The following is a 15,922-nucleotide window of genomic DNA, read 5'->3' on the forward strand; positions in this document are numbered from 1 at the left end:
ACCATGTTCGACAAGACCTATTATGCGACCCACCCGGACATGATGGAGTGCGTCAGCAATGACGAACTGCGCGATCGTTATCTGATCGGCGGCCTGTTCCGCGATGGCGAGTGCGTGCTGAACTATACCCATGCCGAACGCTTCGTGATCGGTGGCGTCGCGGTCGCCGATGCGCCCGTCGCGCTCCCCGCCCAGACCGAACCCGCGTCCGCCGCTGGCCACCCCTTCCTGGAGCGGCGTGAACTGGCGATCGTCAATGTGTCGGGCGTCACCGGCACCGTGACCGTCGATGGCGAAGCCTTTACGCTCGGCAACAAGGATTGCCTCTATGTCACCATGGGCGCGAAGGACGTCGTCTTTTCCGGCGCAGGCGCGCGCTACTATCTCGCCTCCTGCCCCGCGCACAAGGCGTTCACGACGCGCCTCATCTCGCTGGCCGATGCCACCACGCTCGAACGCGGCAGCCTGGAGGAATCCAACGAACGCACCATCTACCAGCTGGTCATCCCCGGCATTTGCGAGAGCGCGCAGCTGGTCATGGGCCTCACCGTCCTGAAGCCCGGCAGCGTCTGGAACACCATGCCCCCGCACATCCATGAGCGGCGCAGCGAGATTTATTTCTATTTCGAGCTGGATGGCCCTGCCGACCGCGTGTTCCATTATATGGGCGAGGGCGATGCGATGCGGCACATCGTCATGGCGAACGAGGAAGCGGTGATCTCGCCGCCCTGGTCGATCCATATGGGGTCCGGCACCAAAGCCTATGCCTTCATCTGGGCGATGGCGGGCGAAAATCAGGACTATACCGACATGAACGTGCTGGACATCTGCCAGCTGGCGTAATTCTCCCCTCCCTTCAGGGAGGGGTCGGGGGAGGGCATGTCCGCATAGCCCGGTCCCGACAGTCCCTCCCCTAACCCCTCCCTGAAGGGAGGGGGACAGGAAAACCCATGACCAACCCCTTCGACCTCTCAGGCCAAGCGGCCATCGTCACCGGCGCGAATACCGGCATTGGCCAGGCGATCGCCCTGTCGCTCGCCAGCGCGGGCGCGGATATCGCCGCTGTCGGGCGCACGCCTGCGCTGGAAACGGTGCAGAAGGTCCGCGCGCTTGGCCGCCGGGCCGAGATCGTCTCGGCGGACCTGTCGACCATCGAGCCGGTCCAGCGCGTCGTCGACGAAACCATCGCCACGCTGGGTGGCCTGCATATCCTGGTCAACAATGCCGGCATCATCCGCCGCGCCGACAGCGTGGACTTTACGGAAGACGACTGGGACGCGGTGATCGACACCAATTTGAAGGTGCTGTTCTTCCTCAGCCAGGCGGCCGGTCGCCACATGATCGCGCAAGGCGCAGGCAAGATCATCAACATCGCCTCCCTGCTGTCCTTCCAGGGCGGCATCCGCGTGCCGAGCTACACCGCGTCCAAGAGCGGCGTCGCGGGGCTGACCAAGCTGCTGGCGAACGAATGGGCGGCCAAGGGCGTCAACGTCAACGCCATCGCGCCGGGCTACATCGCCACCAACAACACCGCCGCCCTGCAAGCCGACGAACAGCGCAACCGCCAGATCCAGGAACGCATCCCCGCAGGCCGCTGGGGCGACGCATCCGACATTGGCGGAGCCGCCGTGTTCCTCGCCTCGCCCGCCGCCAACTATATCCACGGCCACACCCTCGCCGTCGATGGCGGATGGCTGGCGCGGTAACATGGCCGGCGTCGATCGCCGCCATTTTGTTGCAGGCGCGATTGGCCTGAGTGCCGCGCCCGTTTTCGCTGCGCGACCTGATCCGGTCGTCGCCACGACCATCGGGCAGATCAGGGGCAGGCGGGAGGCAGGGCTGCATGTGTTTCGCGGCGTGCGCTACGGGCAGGACACGGCGCAGCGCCGCTTCCAGCCGCCACTGGCACCTGAACCATGGCGCGGGATCGTGGACGCCGCCGCCTTTGCGCCATCCTGCCCGCAGCGGGCGATGCAGGCGGGGACCAGCGAGGATTGCCTGTTCCTCAATATCTGGACGCCGGGGACGGAGACTGCCGCGAAACGTCCGGTGATGCTCTATATCCATGGCGGCGCTTATGCCAATGGCAGCGTGGTCGATCCGCTGAATGACGGGCGGCATCTGGCGGCGGCGGGCGATGTCGTTGTGGTGACGGTCAATCATCGGCTCAATGCGCTGGGCTATCTCTACCTCGCGCGGCTTGATCCGCGCTTTGCCGATAGCGGTAATGTCGGGCAGCTGGACCTGATTTTGGCGCTGCGCTGGGTGCGGGACAATATTGCCGCGTTCGGGGGTGATCCGGCCAATGTAACCGTGTTCGGTCAGTCGGGTGGCGGGGCCAAGATCGCAACGATGATGGCGATGCCCGCCGCCAAAGGGCTGTTCCACCGCGCGATCACGATGAGCGGGCAGCAAGTGACGGCCAGCGGGCCGATCAATGCGTCGCGGCGGACGGCAGCCTATCTCGATCGGCTGGGGGTGAAGCCCGATGCGCTGGCGGCGTTGCTGACGATGCCGGTGGCGCGGCTGATCGAGGGGCTGGAGGCGATCGATCCGATCCTGGGCGGAGGCGTCTATATGGGGCCGGTGCTGGATATGCGGTCGCTGGCGCGGCATCCTTTCTGGCCCGACGCCGCGCCGCAGGGCAATGTAATCCCGATGATGCTGGGCAATACGCTGGACGAGACGCGGGCCTTTATCGACCCTGAAGGGCCGTTGGTGCGGGGGCTGGACTGGGGCAATCTGGCGGCGCGGATGGCGGGGGAATTGCGGATCGACCTGTCGCCCGAATGGATCGTGGGCCAGTATCGCGCGCGCTTTCCCGACTGGCCAGCGGAGCGGATCTTCTATGCCGCAACCACGGCGGGGCGGAGCTGGCCGGGGCAGGTGATCGAGGCGGAAGCGCGGGCGCGGGCCGATGCGCCGACCTGGGTCTATCAGGTCGATTTCCAGTCGCCGACCCAGCCGAAGCGGGGCGCGCCGCATACCATGGACATTGCACTGGCATTCGGGACGCTGGACGCGCCGGGGGCTTTCACCGGGACGGGTGCGGGTGCGCGGGCGGCATCGACGGCGATGATGATGCGGTTTGTCCAATTTGCGCGGGAAGGACGGGCGGATTGGCCGCAATATCGGCTGGATCGGCGCGCAACGATGATTTTCGACGTCCAAAGCCGGGTGGAAGATGACCCGCGTGGCTGGGAGCGGGACCTGTTTGCGCGGGCACCCTATATTCAGCCGGGTAGTTGAAAAACAAGGGTTTGAGTTCACGCGGAGGCGCGGGGACGCGGAGGGGCAGGGCGTGGCACTTCGCTAACTTCGCCCATATGGCTTATGAAGATTTGAAGCGAAGTTTTGCTTCGGCGCGCGATTGGGGGTCGGGGCCGGGTGAGGGGTGTGGACGATGGGAAGGAGCCGGGCTGCGATATAGCATGGGGTGGGGGTGTAGGACAGCGGGGATGCGGAGGAGTGTGGGATGACGGTTGTAAGCGCCTGTCGTCAAACGACCATTTTTGGTCGTACGCATCACCAACTGCTTAGCTCGAAAGCGAACGTTGCCGCACGATCCGTTTTCCGGCTAAATGGGTCTGCCAGCGTGACGGGATTGGTAGAGGTATCGCTACACCGATCCTCGCTGGTAGGTGAAGGCGCGGGTTCGATCCCCCGCTGGTGGTATCACCAGACTTAGCGTGAGTTGAAAACCTATGCTGATCTTTGCCGTTGCCCTGCTACTCGCCAATGATGCCCCAGCGGCCTTTCCTGAAAAGTTGCCCGGACTAACTGAAGCGTGTTTGGAAAATGCAGTGGCGGCCGGAGAAGTGACCGACACAGACGATAGCCACAAATACATTTGCGTTGGTGACACGGCCGCTCATCTCTGGGCCTTTCTGGAAGGCGCAGGTGTCCGTCCTTACGAGCAAGACACCCCCGAGGGCCGCTGGCTTAGCCGAGAGTTTCCGCTTGGCGGCTGCTTCAAGCGTATTCGGCTGTCTAACGGAGAACAGGCTAGCACCGGGTTATCATGCACAATCTGGGTGCCGCGCCCAGTTGTTGACAAACCCTGACGTTCACAATCTTCTTTCCCGCACATATGGGTCGTGTCCCACATATGTCGCGAAATGATAGGTGTGGATGCGCGGGGGCGGGAGATCGCGTCCGCTATTTTGCCTTTTCGCCGACCGCTTGCTTCACCGGATAGCTGATGATCAGCGCCAGCGGTTCCTTGCCGGTCTGGCGGATGCCGACGACTGCGCCGTCGTAGAGATAGGCGGCCATGCCGGGGGTGAGGCTTTGGGTTTTGCCGTCGGAGGTGACGTCGCCGGTGCCGGAGAGGACATAATAGACTTCGTCATGGGCGATGGGGTGGAGGCCGATGGCGGAACCGACATGGAGGATGCGTTTGCGAAATTCCATGGTGCGGGGCTGGGGGGCGGCATCGCTGATGCGGAAGGCGGTGCTGAGGCCGATCTTGCCATGGGGGGTGGGTTCTTCACGGCGGACGCTCTGTTCGTCGATCACGGCCATCGGTGGAGCGGGGGGCGGCGCGGGGGGCGATGCTGCGGGGGCGGCGGCGAGGAGGAGGGGGGCGAGGATCATTTTGGCTCTCCTGAAGGCGTACCTTGGCGCATCATCTTGTCGCGGTCGGACAGATGTTCGGCGATCTCAGCCGTCTGGCCGGGATAGCGGCCCGATTTCGGCTCCATCGTGTCGAGGTTCCAGTCGGCCGCGACGAAGGGCGCGCGGGTCTGGGCCATTTTGGGGTAGCCGCCGACCTGCCGTTCATCGTCGATGATCTCGCCGCGTCCTTCGGCCACGAAAAAGAGGACGCGCAGATCGTCGGCATCGCGGTCCCATGGTCGGGCGCCGGCATGGGCGAGGACGTGGGTTTCCACGTCGCGGACGGGCAGGACCTGGGTGCCGGGCCACCAGATGGGCGGGGTCGCGACCTGATTGATTTTCGCGCGGGTTTCGCCGTAGCGGCCGAACATTGGCAGGGCGACGCCGAAGCGGTCGACCGCGATATTATCCTTGCCGTGATAATCGAGATCGCCATCCCCGCCCAGCGTCAGGAAGGGCAGGCCGGGCGCGGTCGACACACCACCGCGCAACACATTGCCGACCGCCGACAGCTTGCCGGTCTGATATTGATGATCGCCCCATTCGAGCGCCATGAGATTATAATGAACCGCGCGTTCGCCCGGATCATAGAGGATATTATTGACCATCTGGACCTGCGCCCCGCCCTTCAGCAGCGGGTTGCGTTCCTTGTTATGGGCATAGACGTTGCGGTAGATCAGTATCTCGCTCGCATTGTCGTGGATCAGCGTTCCCTTGCTATGTTCGCCCTTGGGATGGCTGGCGTCGGCCAAGCCTTCGGCGGCGATATTGTAGGAGAAGGTGATGGCGTGGCTGGTGCCTTTGCGCCAGTCGTCCGGGGTCTTGCCGGTGAAGCGCGGGCCGGAGGCGGACATATTCTCGTCAATCGCCCAGGTGAAGCTGCAATGGTCGATCACGACATTGTGCGCCGCGACGGTGGAGAGGGAATCGGCTTCCCAGCCGCTCATTTTCGGTTGGCTATCGACCCCGGTACGAATGCGGATATGGCGCATCACCACATCATGGGTGGCGATGTCGATGCCGGTCTTGATCAGGGTGATGCCTGGCGAGGGCGCGGTCTGGCCCGCGATGGTGACATAAGGTTCGGTGATTTTCAGCGTCTGGCGGGCCATGTCGATGATGCCGCCGACTTCGAACACGATGATCCGCGGGCCTTTGGCCTCCAGCGCGGCCTTGAAACTGCCGGGACCGTCGGGGGCGAGGGTGGTGACGCGCTGGATGCGACCGCCCCGCCCGCCGGGCGTGGTGGCGGCCCAGCCGACCGCACCTGGGAAGGCGGCTTGTGCTGCGGCGGCGCTTTGTGGCGCGGGTTGGGCGGCTGTCGGCTGGACCAACAGGCATTGGGCCATCGCGACGCCAAGCAGCATCCAGTGGGGGCGGGACCGGGGGATGGGCATGGTGACGGTGGCTCCTCTCTTTAGCCATGGGTGTGCCATTGTGTGGCATGGGCCGCAAGTCTGTTGTGACACCGGTGTCTGATAATCGCGATATGAGGGTGCCAGCGCGGGTCGAGCAGGGGGTTTTGTGTCGCAACCTAGCAAGGGAAGCATTGCCAACTGTGGCATTCAGGCCATCTGCGAACAATAATCATCACCCTATATTGACAGCCGGAAACGTGGCGCGCATTTATGGCTTCGGTTATGACACCGGTTTCCAGTGACGCTAACGGACCAGCAACAGCTGGCGGCGGCACGGGCAGGAGAGGGCGCAAGCGAGACGAATCGCCCCTGATCCTGCCGATAGACCATGCCCCGTTCGCCGATTTGGTCGGGCGGGTATCGACAACAGGGAAGGAGCGGAACGTGCAGATTCGGAAGGGCAATACTCAGGGCGGCGCGCAGCGCTGGCTGGCCGGGGCGAGCGTCGCAGCGATCATGCTGGCGATGCCGGCGGCTGTGCTGGCGCAGGATGCGCCGCAGGTTCCGGTACAAAGCGCAGAGGAAGGCGACGCCGCCGATATCGTCGTCACCGGATTTCGCCAGTCGCTGGGCGCGGCGATCAATCTGAAACGCCAGTCGGTCGGGTCGGTCGACGCGATCGTGGCAGAAGATATTGCGAAATTTCCCGATCAGAATCTGGCGGAATCGTTGCAGCGTATTCCGGGCATTTCGATCCAGCGTGACGGCGGCGAAGGCCGGGCGATCACGGTGCGCGGTCTGGGCGCGCAATTCACCCGCGTGCGCGTCAATGGCATGGAGACGGTCGCGACATCGACCGACGGCGCCAGCGCCAACCGTGACCGCGCGTTCGATTTCAACGTGTTCGCGTCCGAACTGTTCAGCTCGCTGGTGGTCCATAAGACTGCCGAAGCCTCACTCGACGAAGGGTCGCTGGGCGCGGTTGTGGATCTGAACACCGGCAATCCGCTTGCGGGCAAGGATGGTTTCACCTTCGTCGGATCTGCGACGGGTTCCTATAATGACCTGTCGAAAAAATGGGGGCCGCGCGCCGCCGGGCTGCTGTCGTGGAAATCGCCGGACGGGCAATGGGGCGTGGCGCTGTCTGCGGCCTATTCCAAGCTCGATACGCTCCAGATGGGCAATAATACGGTGCGCTGGTCGCAGGCGCGGTTCGACAGCGTTGACGGCGTCAATTGCTTTACCGCGCCCAATAGCGGCGGCACCTATTTGCCGAGCGCCGGTTGCGACAAGGCGGCTCTGGCGTTTCACCCGCGTATTCCGCGCTATGGCGAAATTGCGCAGGAGCGCGAGCGTCTGGGCGTGACCGGCTCGATCCAATGGTCGCCTTCGGATGCGACCAAGGTTTCGATCGACGGGCTGTTCTCCCGCTTCCGCGAGACGCGCGAGGAGAAATGGGGCGAAGTGCTGTTGCGGTCGAACGAGCGGTCGATCAATGTCGTCAACCCGGTCTATGACAGCAACAATAATATGATTTCCGCCACGCTGAACGATGCGTGGGTGCGGACCGAACATTATCTGCGCAAGTCGCAGACGAAATTCTATCAGCTGGGCGGCACCTGGGACCAGGATGTGGGCGACAATTTCCGCTTCACCCTGCTGGGCGGCTTTTCCAAGTCGGATGCGTCGATCCCGGTCGAGACCACTTTGGTGTTCGACGATCGCGATGCGCAGGGCTATAAATATGATTATAGCAATATGAGCCGCCCGGTGCTGACATTCGGCACCAGCGTCACCGATCCGGCCAATTTCCAGCTGGCCGAAATTCGCGACCGGCCTTCGTCCACGGTCAACAAGTTCCGCACGATGCAGTTGCGCACCGAATGGGACGTGACGGAGGGCTTCACGGTCAAGGCGGGCGCGGTCTATCGCCGCTTCTCCTTCGATACTGAGGGCTTTACCCGCGATACGGTGGTGTGCGGCAATGGCGGCGTCGATCGCGTGCTGGGGACGCTGGCCTGTTCGCCGTCGTCCGCCTTTGGTCCGAGCGCAGTCTATGGCTTCCCGGTGACGGCGGCCCTGGCGGAGATGTTCACGCTGAAAGGGGCGGATGCGCCTGCGGGGACGACGACGCAGTGGCTGGTGCCCAATCTGGCGACGGGAACCGACTTTACCAAGCTGTATCAGCGCAACCCGGCGATCGATGCGGGCAATACGCGTAATGTCGTAGAGAAAACCAAAGGTGGTTATCTTCAGTTCGATGCCAAGGGCGATATTCTCGGTCTGGAATATGCGGCCAATGCAGGCATCCGATACGTCAAGACTGACCAAACATCCAATGGATTTGCCGGTGCGCCGATTTTGAACGCGCAGCGGTCTTATGATGATTGGTTGCCGGCTATCAATATCGCCCTTTTCCCACATCGCGATTTTATCATCCGCGCATCGGTGGCTGATGTTGTTACTCGTCCATCGCTAGGAAGCCTTACACCCGGAGGCTCTGTTGATGGGTTCAACTACAATATCAACTTCGGCAACCCGGAATTGCTGCCATATCGAGCGACGGCATTTGATTTGGGCGTCGAATGGTATTTCGCACCTCAATCGATATTTTCCGTCGCCCTTTTCAAGAAGGATGTGCAGAGCTTCCCGGTTAGCGAAACGATAACCGGAACTTACGCTTCGAGTGGGCTACCGCTTGGGTCCATTCCGCCCAGTTCGCCAGCCGCAGGCAATCCTGAAGGTCGGATCTGGAACATTACGCGACCGGTTAACGGTAAAGGCGCGACACTGAAAGGCTTGGAAGTGTCTTTGCAGGCGCCTTTCACCTTCCTTCCCGGTTTCCTGTCACATTTCGGCGGGATCGTGAATGCGACCTTTGTTAAATCGAGCGCCAACTATACGGTTTCGGGTCCAGCGGTCGTGCCGGGTGCCGGTAATATCGCAGCGTCGCGCGATGCAACCCTTTTTGGCCTGTCCAAGCGCGCCTTCAACGGCACGCTCTATTATGAGGACGCAAAGTTCAGCGCGCGCGTGTCGGCCAGCTATCGCAGCGGCTATATCGACCAGAATAGCGCCACGGGTAACGTGTTCGAAGGCTATAACAGCACGATCAATGTCGATGCGTCGATGCGTTACAAGCTGACCGACTGGATCGAGCTGTCGCTGGAGGGCATCAACCTGACCGACGAATATCGCGATCGCTACACCGATCTGGATGCCAATCGCAATTATGAGCAGCTGCATTACGGGCGCACGTTCCAGGTGGGCGCGCGGTTCAAGATGTAAGGCTCATGGCCGGGCTGCCTCTGCACGGGCGGCCCGGTTTTTTCTGTATGACAAGGAGCGCCCCATGACGATCAGCCGACGCGATGCGATGACGGGCGGGCTGGCCGGGAGTGCGCTGGCGTTGATCGGCACGGACGCACTTGCGGCTCCTGCCGCTGCGACCGACTGGAAGCGGGGTTTCGACAATCAACGGATCGCTGACCTTGGCGACGGGCGTTTCCTTAATCCGCTGATTTCTGGCGATCGGCCCGATCCCGCCATCCTGAAGGATGGGGCGGATTATTATATGACCTTTTCGACGTTCGACAGCTATCCGGGCGTCACCATCTGGCACAGCCGCGACCTCATCAACTGGCAGCCGCGCGGGGCGGCGCTCACCAAGAATATCGGGTCGGTGTGGGCGGTCAGCCTGGAGAAGCATGAGGGCCGCTACTTCATCTATATTCCGGTCAAGGCCAGCCCGAACAGCATCTTCGTGATCCATGCCGACAGTATCGACGGGCCGTGGAGCGACCCCATCGACTTGCAACTGCACGATCATATCGACCCGTGCCATGCGGTGGGGGAGGATGGCAGCCGCTGGCTGTTCCTGTCGGGCGGGGACCGAATCCGGCTGAGCGCCGATGGTCTGTCCACAGTTGGCGCGGTCGAGCATGTCTATGATCCCTGGCGCTATCCCGACACATGGGATGTCGAGGGCTTTTCGCCCGAAGGGCCGAAGATTCACCGCCATGGCGGCTGGTTCTATATGCTGACTGCCGTGGGCGGGACAGCGGGGCCGCCGACCGGGCATATGGTGATCGCGGCGCGATCCCGCTCCATCCATGGGCCGTGGGAGCAGCATCCGGGCAATCCGCTGGTGCGGACGGAAAGCCTGTCCGAACGCTGGTGGTCGCGGGGCCATGCCAGTCTGGTGGAGGCGCCGGACGGCAGCTGGTGGGCGGTCTATCATGGTTTTGAAAATGGGCTGTGGACGCTGGGGCGACAGACCTTGCTCGATCCGGTCGAGTGGACGGCGGATGGCTGGTTCCGCATGACCGGGGGCGATCTGTCGCAGCCGATCGCCAAGCCGCGCGGGGGCAAGGCACTTCCCCATGGCATGGCGTTGTCGGATGATTTCGCGACCCTCAATCTGGGCGCGAAATGGAATTTCTTTCGGCCAGGCCCGGACGAGGCCAGCCGGGCGCGGGTGGAGAAGGGCGCGCTTGTGCTGAAGGCGCGCGGCACCGCGCCGGTCAATTCATCACCGCTGCTGCTGATCGCGGGCGACCCGTCCTATGAATTTCAGTGCGAGATCGAAATTGCGCCGGGCGGAACGGCGGGCTTGCTGCTCTTTTACGATGACAAGCTCTATTGCGGGCTGGGTTTTGACGAGACCCGTTTCGTCACCCACCAATATGGCATGGAGCGAGGCCGCCCGGCCAACCCCTATGGTCGCAAGCTGACGATGAAGGTGACCAACCGCCACCATATCATCGCCTATCATCTGAGTGGTGACGGCGGACGGACATGGAGCCGGTTCGACCGGGGGATGGAAGTGTCGGGCTATCATCATAATGTGCGCGGCGGATTTCTGATGCTGCGGCCCGGCCTTTATGCGGCAGGTCCGGGCGAGGCGCAGTTCCGCAATTTCCGGTTTCGAGCGCTCTGATCAGTTGGCCGTCAGCGTCGCGCGAATGGCGGCTTTCAGCACCTTGCCCGCATCATTTTTGGGCAGGGCATCCCAGAGCAATACGGTTTCGGGATATTTGAAACGGGCGACGCCGTGGCGGCCCAGAAAATCGGCGATGGCGGGGACGTCCGGGGTTGCGTCACCGCGCGGCACGATGACGGCGACGGCGCGCTCCCCGGTGCGCGCGTCGGGGATACCGACGATGGCGATTTCGGCGATATCGGGGTGGCCGACCAGCAAATCCTCAATCTCCTTGGGCGCAATATTTTCGCCGTTGCGGATGATGAGATCCTTGATCCGGCCAGTGACCACCAGATGGTCGCCATCGACCCAGGCGCCCTGATCGCCGCTACGGTAATAGCCGTCGGCGTCGAAACTGCTTTCCTCATCTTCCGGGTGAAGATAGCCGACCATCATCTGCGGTCCGCGCGCGCGAATTTCTCCGTCCGGGGCGATGCGGATGGTGGCGATGCCAGCGCGGCCATCAGTATCGGCGGCATGATCGCGGTCGGCGGGGTCGATGACGCCGACCGTGGTGACCGGCAATTCGGTCGACCCATAGACGCGGCTGACGATCGCCCTGTCGAAATAGGCGGCGGCGTCGCGGATCAGGCTGGGCGGGACGGACGCGCCGCCGCAGATGAAGAGTTTAAGGTCGGGCAGGCGCGTTTCCGCAGCGCGGGCCGCGGCCAGCACATGCTGGAGGAACGGGGTGGCGCCTGCCATATGGGTGCAGCGTTGGGCGGTCATGATCGCGACGGCATCATCGGGATTCCAATGTTCCATCAGGATGGCGGTCGCGCCTAGCAGCAAAGGGGTTTCAAAGGCGTAGATCGATCCGCCAATATGGCTGACCGGTGAGGGAACGAGGAAGCGATCGCCCGGTTCGACCAGCCAGTGACGGCCAATCTGGCGGATGAGCGCATTGATGCTGTTATGGCTGTGGAGGACGCCCTTGGGCCGTCCGGTGGTGCCGCTGGTGTACATGACCATGCGGACATCGTCGGGATCGACCGTGGGGAGCGGGGCGTCGCCGCTTTCCGCCAGCAGGTCGGCAAAGGCCATGTGCGGGCCTGCATCGCCGCGCAGGACGATGACAGCGGGCGGGTTTTCCAGCGCCGGGGTGACGCGGGCGAGCATCGCGGCATAATCATGGCCGCGAAAGCTGGCGGGGATGAAGATCATCGCGCTGTCGAGGTCGGCCAGGATGAAGCGCAGGTCATGATCCCGCAGGGAGGGCAGGATGGGGTTGGCGACCATGCCCGCCAGCGTCGCGCCCATATAGATGATCGCGGCTTCCTGCCAGTTGGGTAGCATGAAGGAGATGGCGCTGCCCGGTGCGAAGCGGGCGAGCATGGCCTGGGCAAGGCGGTTGGCCTGCGCGTGGAGGGCGGCGGCGGTCAGGCTGGTGTCGCCGTCGATCAGCAGGACGCGGTCGGGCGTGTCGCGGGCAGCTTGAATCAGGGCATCGGCGGCGGTATCCGCCTGCCACCAGCCATCCTTATAAGCCTGTGCCGCGAAGGTGTCATCACGGCGGACTGACCAGCCGGTGGGCGTTGTGCGCCGGGGGGGAGCGATGTCGGACATGGCGCAGAAATGCGGGAGTATGGCGGCACGGGCAAGCGGGCCGGCAATCCAGCGCTCTGGCGATGGCGAGGGTCAGAGCAGCGCCCGGTATCGCCCCAGCAGGTCGTCGATGAAGGCGATGACGGCGCGGGTGCGGGGGGATTTTTGATGTTCGGGGCGCAGGACCAGCCAGTAGCTGCGGGTGATTTCGACCTCGTCGGGGAGGATACGGACGAGGCCCGGTTCGCTGTTGGCGGAAAAGCGGTGGAGCAGGCCGAGGCCGACGCCGGACGCCACCGCCTTTTGCTGGGCGACGATCGAGCTGGAGCGGAATACCGGGCGCGCTTCGCCAGCGACTTCGGACAGATAGCGCAGGCCGCGCATGTCGATCATCTGGTCGATATAGGCGACGAAGGGCTGGGCCGCGACATCCTGCGCGGTGCGGATCGGCGGGTGGCGGGCGAGATAGTCGGCCGAGGCGTAGAGGCCGAGCTGATAGTCGCACAGCTTGCGCACCACCAGCTTGCCGCGCGGCGGGCGGTCGACGGTGATGGCGATGTCGGCTTCCCGATTGGCGAGGCTGACGGCGCGGGACTCCGGCATCAGCTCCAGCAACAGGTCGGGATAGCGGGCGTGGAAATCGGCGATGTTGGGCGCGACGATATAGGTGCCGAACGCTTCGGGGGTGGCGAGGCGGACTTCGCCTGCGATGGCTTCGGCCCGTCCCGATAGCGCAGCGGCGGCGGCTTCGAACTCACGCTCGACCCGTTCGGCATGGTCGAGCAGCAGCGCGCCCGCCGCGGTCATCGCCACGCCGCGCGAAGTGCGATCGAACAGGCGTGCGCCGAGCGCCTCCTCCAGCGCGGTCAGGCGGCGGGCGACGGTGGTGTGGTTCACGCCAAGCGCCTGCCCCGCGCTAATCAGGCGGCCAGCGCGCGCGACGGCGAGGAACAGGCGAAGATCATCCCAATGCAGCATATATATCCATGCACAACAGATGCGCACATATGATCATTTTTGCGCGTGATGCCATAGGCTAATGGCCGCGTCAGACATTTAACGCGAGGGCATCATGCGCATCATCGACAATTTCATCGGCGGCCAACATCAGGCATCGACCTCCACCCGGCTGGGCGACGTGTTCGATCCGGCCACCGGCAAGGTGCAGGCGCAGGTTCGCCTGTCCGATCCGACCGAGCTGGACGCAGCCGTCGCCAATGCGCAGGCGGCGCAACCCGCATGGGCAGCGATGAACCCGCAGCGCCGGGCGCGGGTGATGTTCAATTTGAAGGCGCTGATCGAAAAGCATATGGATGAACTGGCCGAAATGCTGTCGGCCGAACATGGCAAGGTTCATTCGGATTCCAAGGGCGATATTCAGCGCGGGCTGGACGTGGTGGAATTTGCCTGTGGCATCCCGCATCTGCTGAAGGGCGAATATACCGAAGGCGCAGGGCCGGGGATCGATGTCTATTCGATGCGCCAGCCAATCGGCATCGCGGCAGGGATCACCCCGTTCAACTTCCCGGCGATGATCCCGATGTGGATGTTCGCGCCCGCGATTGCGTGCGGCAATGCGTTTATCCTGAAACCATCCGAGCGGAACCCGTCGGTGCCGGTGCGGCTGGCGGAGCTGGCGATGGAGGCGGGACTGCCCGCAGGCATCCTGAACGTCGTCCATGGCGACAAGCAGGTGGTGGACGCGATCCTCGACAATCCGGCGATCCGGGCGGTCAGCTTTGTCGGATCGTCCGACATCGCCCAATATGTCTATGGGCGCGGCGCGTCGAACGGCAAGCGGATGCAGTGTATGGGCGGGGCGAAGAATCATGGGATCGTCATGCCCGACGCCGATCTGGACCAGGCGGTCGCGGACATTCTTGGTGCAGCCTATGGCTCGGCGGGCGAGCGCTGCATGGCATTGCCGGTGGTGGTGCCGGTGGGCGAAGCGACCGCGGTGGCGCTGCGGGCCAAGCTGGAGAGCGGCATTGCGGGGCTGCGCGTCGGCGTGCCGAGCGATCCCGACGCCCATTATGGTCCGGTGGTCAGTTCGGCCCATAAGGCTCGGATTGAAAACTATATTCAGATGGCGGTTGATGAAGGGTCCGAACTGGTCATCGACGGGCGCGGCTTTGCGTTGCAGGGCTATGAGGAGGGTTTCTTCCTGGCGCCGACCTTGCTCGACCATGTGAAGCCCGACATGAAAAGCTATAATGAGGAGATTTTCGGGCCGGTGCTTCAGATGGTGCGGGCGGAGACGTTCGAGGAGGCGCTGAGCTATCCGACCAAGCATCAATATGGCAATGGCGTGGCGATCTTCACCCGTAACGGAGACTATGCGCGCAAATTCTGCGCCAATGTCGAGGTCGGCATGGTCGGCATCAACGTGCCGATCCCGGTGCCGGTCAGCTATCACAGCTTTGGCGGCTGGAAGCGGTCGGGCTTTGGCGACATGAACCAATATGGCATGGATGGCGTGCGTTTCTATACGCGGGTCAAGACGATCACCCAGCGTTGGCCCAGCGGCGGCGCGGTAATGGACCAGAGTTTCGTTATCCCGACGATGAGCTGAACATATGTAAGCGATTTGATATGGGGTTGTATTTAACATAATCCTTGTTATCGAACTTGCATCTGTTTCCATGCCTGTCACGAAAGGCCGCGCGATTGTTCGTGCGGCCTTTTTGGTTGGAGACTGGCGGCGGCCCTCAAGGCGGTAGTTGCCCTGTGGCAACTTCCTGATAAGTGGCGAAGCGAAATGGCGGGTTTTGCGTCAATCCCCGTTCAGATTCGGAATGCCATATGGGTAGAATCGGTCACTGATCTGCATTCAGGACATGGTGAAGGGACAAATTCGAGCATGACGATCGTGCGTAATTTCGCTGGACTGACAATCGCTATGGTCGCCATGGCCGCCACGCCAGCGCTGGCGCAGGCTGGCGATGCCGCCAAGGGCAAGATTGTCTTTGCGCGCTGCGCGCTGTGCCATGACGTCAAGCCCGGACCCAAGAAGATGGGGCCGAATCTGGCGGGCCTGTTCGGCCGCACGTCGGGTACGATGGCAGGTTTCACTTATTCGCCCGCGATGCAGAAGGCGAAGATCCGCTGGGACGCCAAGACGCTCGACGCGTTTTTGACGAAGCCGAGCGGCGTTGTCCCCGGCAATCGCATGGCCTTTGCCGGTGTGCCGCAGGCGGCGGATCGTGCCAATCTGATCGCCTATCTCAAGGCCGAAGCGAAATAGGCTAGCGGCTTGAACCTGCGTGCCGACGAAGCGTCCTCCCCTTTGATCTGCCGCGCTGTCGCATATGAAACGATGCCAATCCTCATCGTCACCCTGAACTTGTTTCAGGGTCGATTTCTCGCCACGAGCGAAGGCTTCTGGGACACGATGGATGCTGAAACAAGTTCAGCATGACGG

The 15,922-nt window shown here is 62.9% G+C and carries 13 protein-coding genes; 9 read left to right on the top strand and 4 right to left on the bottom strand.

The window, feature by feature from the left end:
• Positions 1-3 precede the first annotated feature (3 nt).
• The 4 genes from kduI (at position 4) to ACODR8_RS07660 (ending at position 4,064) form a co-directional block, all read left to right on the top strand.
• A complete protein-coding gene (gene kduI / locus ACODR8_RS07645) occupies positions 4-843 on the top strand; it encodes a 5-dehydro-4-deoxy-D-glucuronate isomerase (RefSeq protein ID WP_489006781.1) in 840 nt (279 codons plus the stop codon).
• Between the two features lie 107 nt (positions 844-950).
• A complete protein-coding gene (gene kduD / locus ACODR8_RS07650; RefSeq protein ID WP_489006682.1) occupies positions 951-1,706 on the top strand; it encodes a 2-dehydro-3-deoxy-D-gluconate 5-dehydrogenase KduD in 756 nt (251 codons plus the stop codon).
• A gap of 1 nt (position 1,707) precedes the next feature.
• Positions 1,708-3,249, top strand: a complete 1,542-nt coding sequence (locus ACODR8_RS07655; RefSeq protein ID WP_489006683.1) for a carboxylesterase/lipase family protein — start codon at positions 1,708-1,710, stop codon at positions 3,247-3,249.
• A 455-nt stretch (positions 3,250-3,704) separates the two neighbouring features.
• Entirely contained in the window at positions 3,705-4,064 is a 360-nt protein-coding gene (locus ACODR8_RS07660) for a hypothetical protein (RefSeq protein ID WP_489006684.1), read from the top strand.
• Between the two features lie 94 nt (positions 4,065-4,158).
• Here ACODR8_RS07660 and ACODR8_RS07665 read toward each other — a convergent pair whose 3' ends face one another.
• Both ACODR8_RS07665 and ACODR8_RS07670 read right to left on the bottom strand, forming a co-directional pair.
• On the bottom strand, positions 4,159-4,596 hold the full coding sequence (locus ACODR8_RS07665; RefSeq protein ID WP_489006685.1) for a cupin domain-containing protein: 438 nt from the start codon (positions 4,594-4,596) through the stop codon (positions 4,159-4,161).
• Entirely contained in the window at positions 4,593-5,966 is a 1,374-nt protein-coding gene (locus ACODR8_RS07670) for a pectate lyase family protein (protein ID WP_489006782.1), read from the bottom strand. The genes ACODR8_RS07665 and ACODR8_RS07670 overlap by 4 nt, the downstream gene beginning before the upstream one ends.
• Positions 5,967-6,491: 525 nt before the next feature.
• Here ACODR8_RS07670 and ACODR8_RS07675 point away from each other — a divergent pair.
• On the top strand, positions 6,492-9,263 hold the full coding sequence (locus tag ACODR8_RS07675) for a TonB-dependent receptor (protein ID WP_489006783.1): 2,772 nt from the start codon (positions 6,492-6,494) through the stop codon (positions 9,261-9,263).
• 64 nt (positions 9,264-9,327) lie between these two features.
• A complete protein-coding gene (locus ACODR8_RS07680; RefSeq protein ID WP_489006686.1) occupies positions 9,328-10,914 on the top strand; it encodes a family 43 glycosylhydrolase in 1,587 nt (528 codons plus the stop codon).
• On the opposite strand, the gene ACODR8_RS07685 is transcribed toward ACODR8_RS07680, so the two are convergent.
• Together ACODR8_RS07685 and ACODR8_RS07690 are read right to left on the bottom strand one after the other, a co-directional pair.
• The gene (locus ACODR8_RS07685) at positions 10,915-12,522 is read right to left on the bottom strand and encodes an AMP-binding protein (protein ID WP_489006687.1); all 1,608 of its coding nucleotides are present in this window, start codon (positions 12,520-12,522) and stop codon (positions 10,915-10,917) included. It lies immediately after the preceding gene.
• 72 nt (positions 12,523-12,594) lie between these two features.
• Positions 12,595-13,479, bottom strand: coding sequence for a LysR family transcriptional regulator (locus ACODR8_RS07690; RefSeq protein WP_489006688.1), 885 nt, complete (start codon positions 13,477-13,479; stop codon positions 12,595-12,597).
• Positions 13,480-13,573: 94 nt separating this feature from the next.
• Between ACODR8_RS07690 and ACODR8_RS07695 the strand changes: the two genes are divergently transcribed.
• From ACODR8_RS07695 to ACODR8_RS07705, 3 genes are all read left to right on the top strand, one after another.
• A complete protein-coding gene (locus ACODR8_RS07695) occupies positions 13,574-15,073 on the top strand; it encodes a CoA-acylating methylmalonate-semialdehyde dehydrogenase (protein ID WP_489006689.1) in 1,500 nt (499 codons plus the stop codon).
• A gap of 288 nt (positions 15,074-15,361) precedes the next feature.
• Positions 15,362-15,745 (top strand): c-type cytochrome, encoded by a 384-nt coding sequence (locus tag ACODR8_RS07700; RefSeq protein WP_489006690.1) that lies wholly within the window; start codon positions 15,362-15,364, stop codon positions 15,743-15,745.
• Positions 15,746-15,754: 9 nt separating this feature from the next.
• Positions 15,755-15,919, top strand: a complete 165-nt coding sequence (locus ACODR8_RS07705) for a hypothetical protein (protein ID WP_489006691.1) — start codon at positions 15,755-15,757, stop codon at positions 15,917-15,919.
• Positions 15,920-15,922 lie beyond the last annotated feature (3 nt).

It is taken from the genome of Sphingobium sp. FG58 (genome assembly GCF_057809055.1).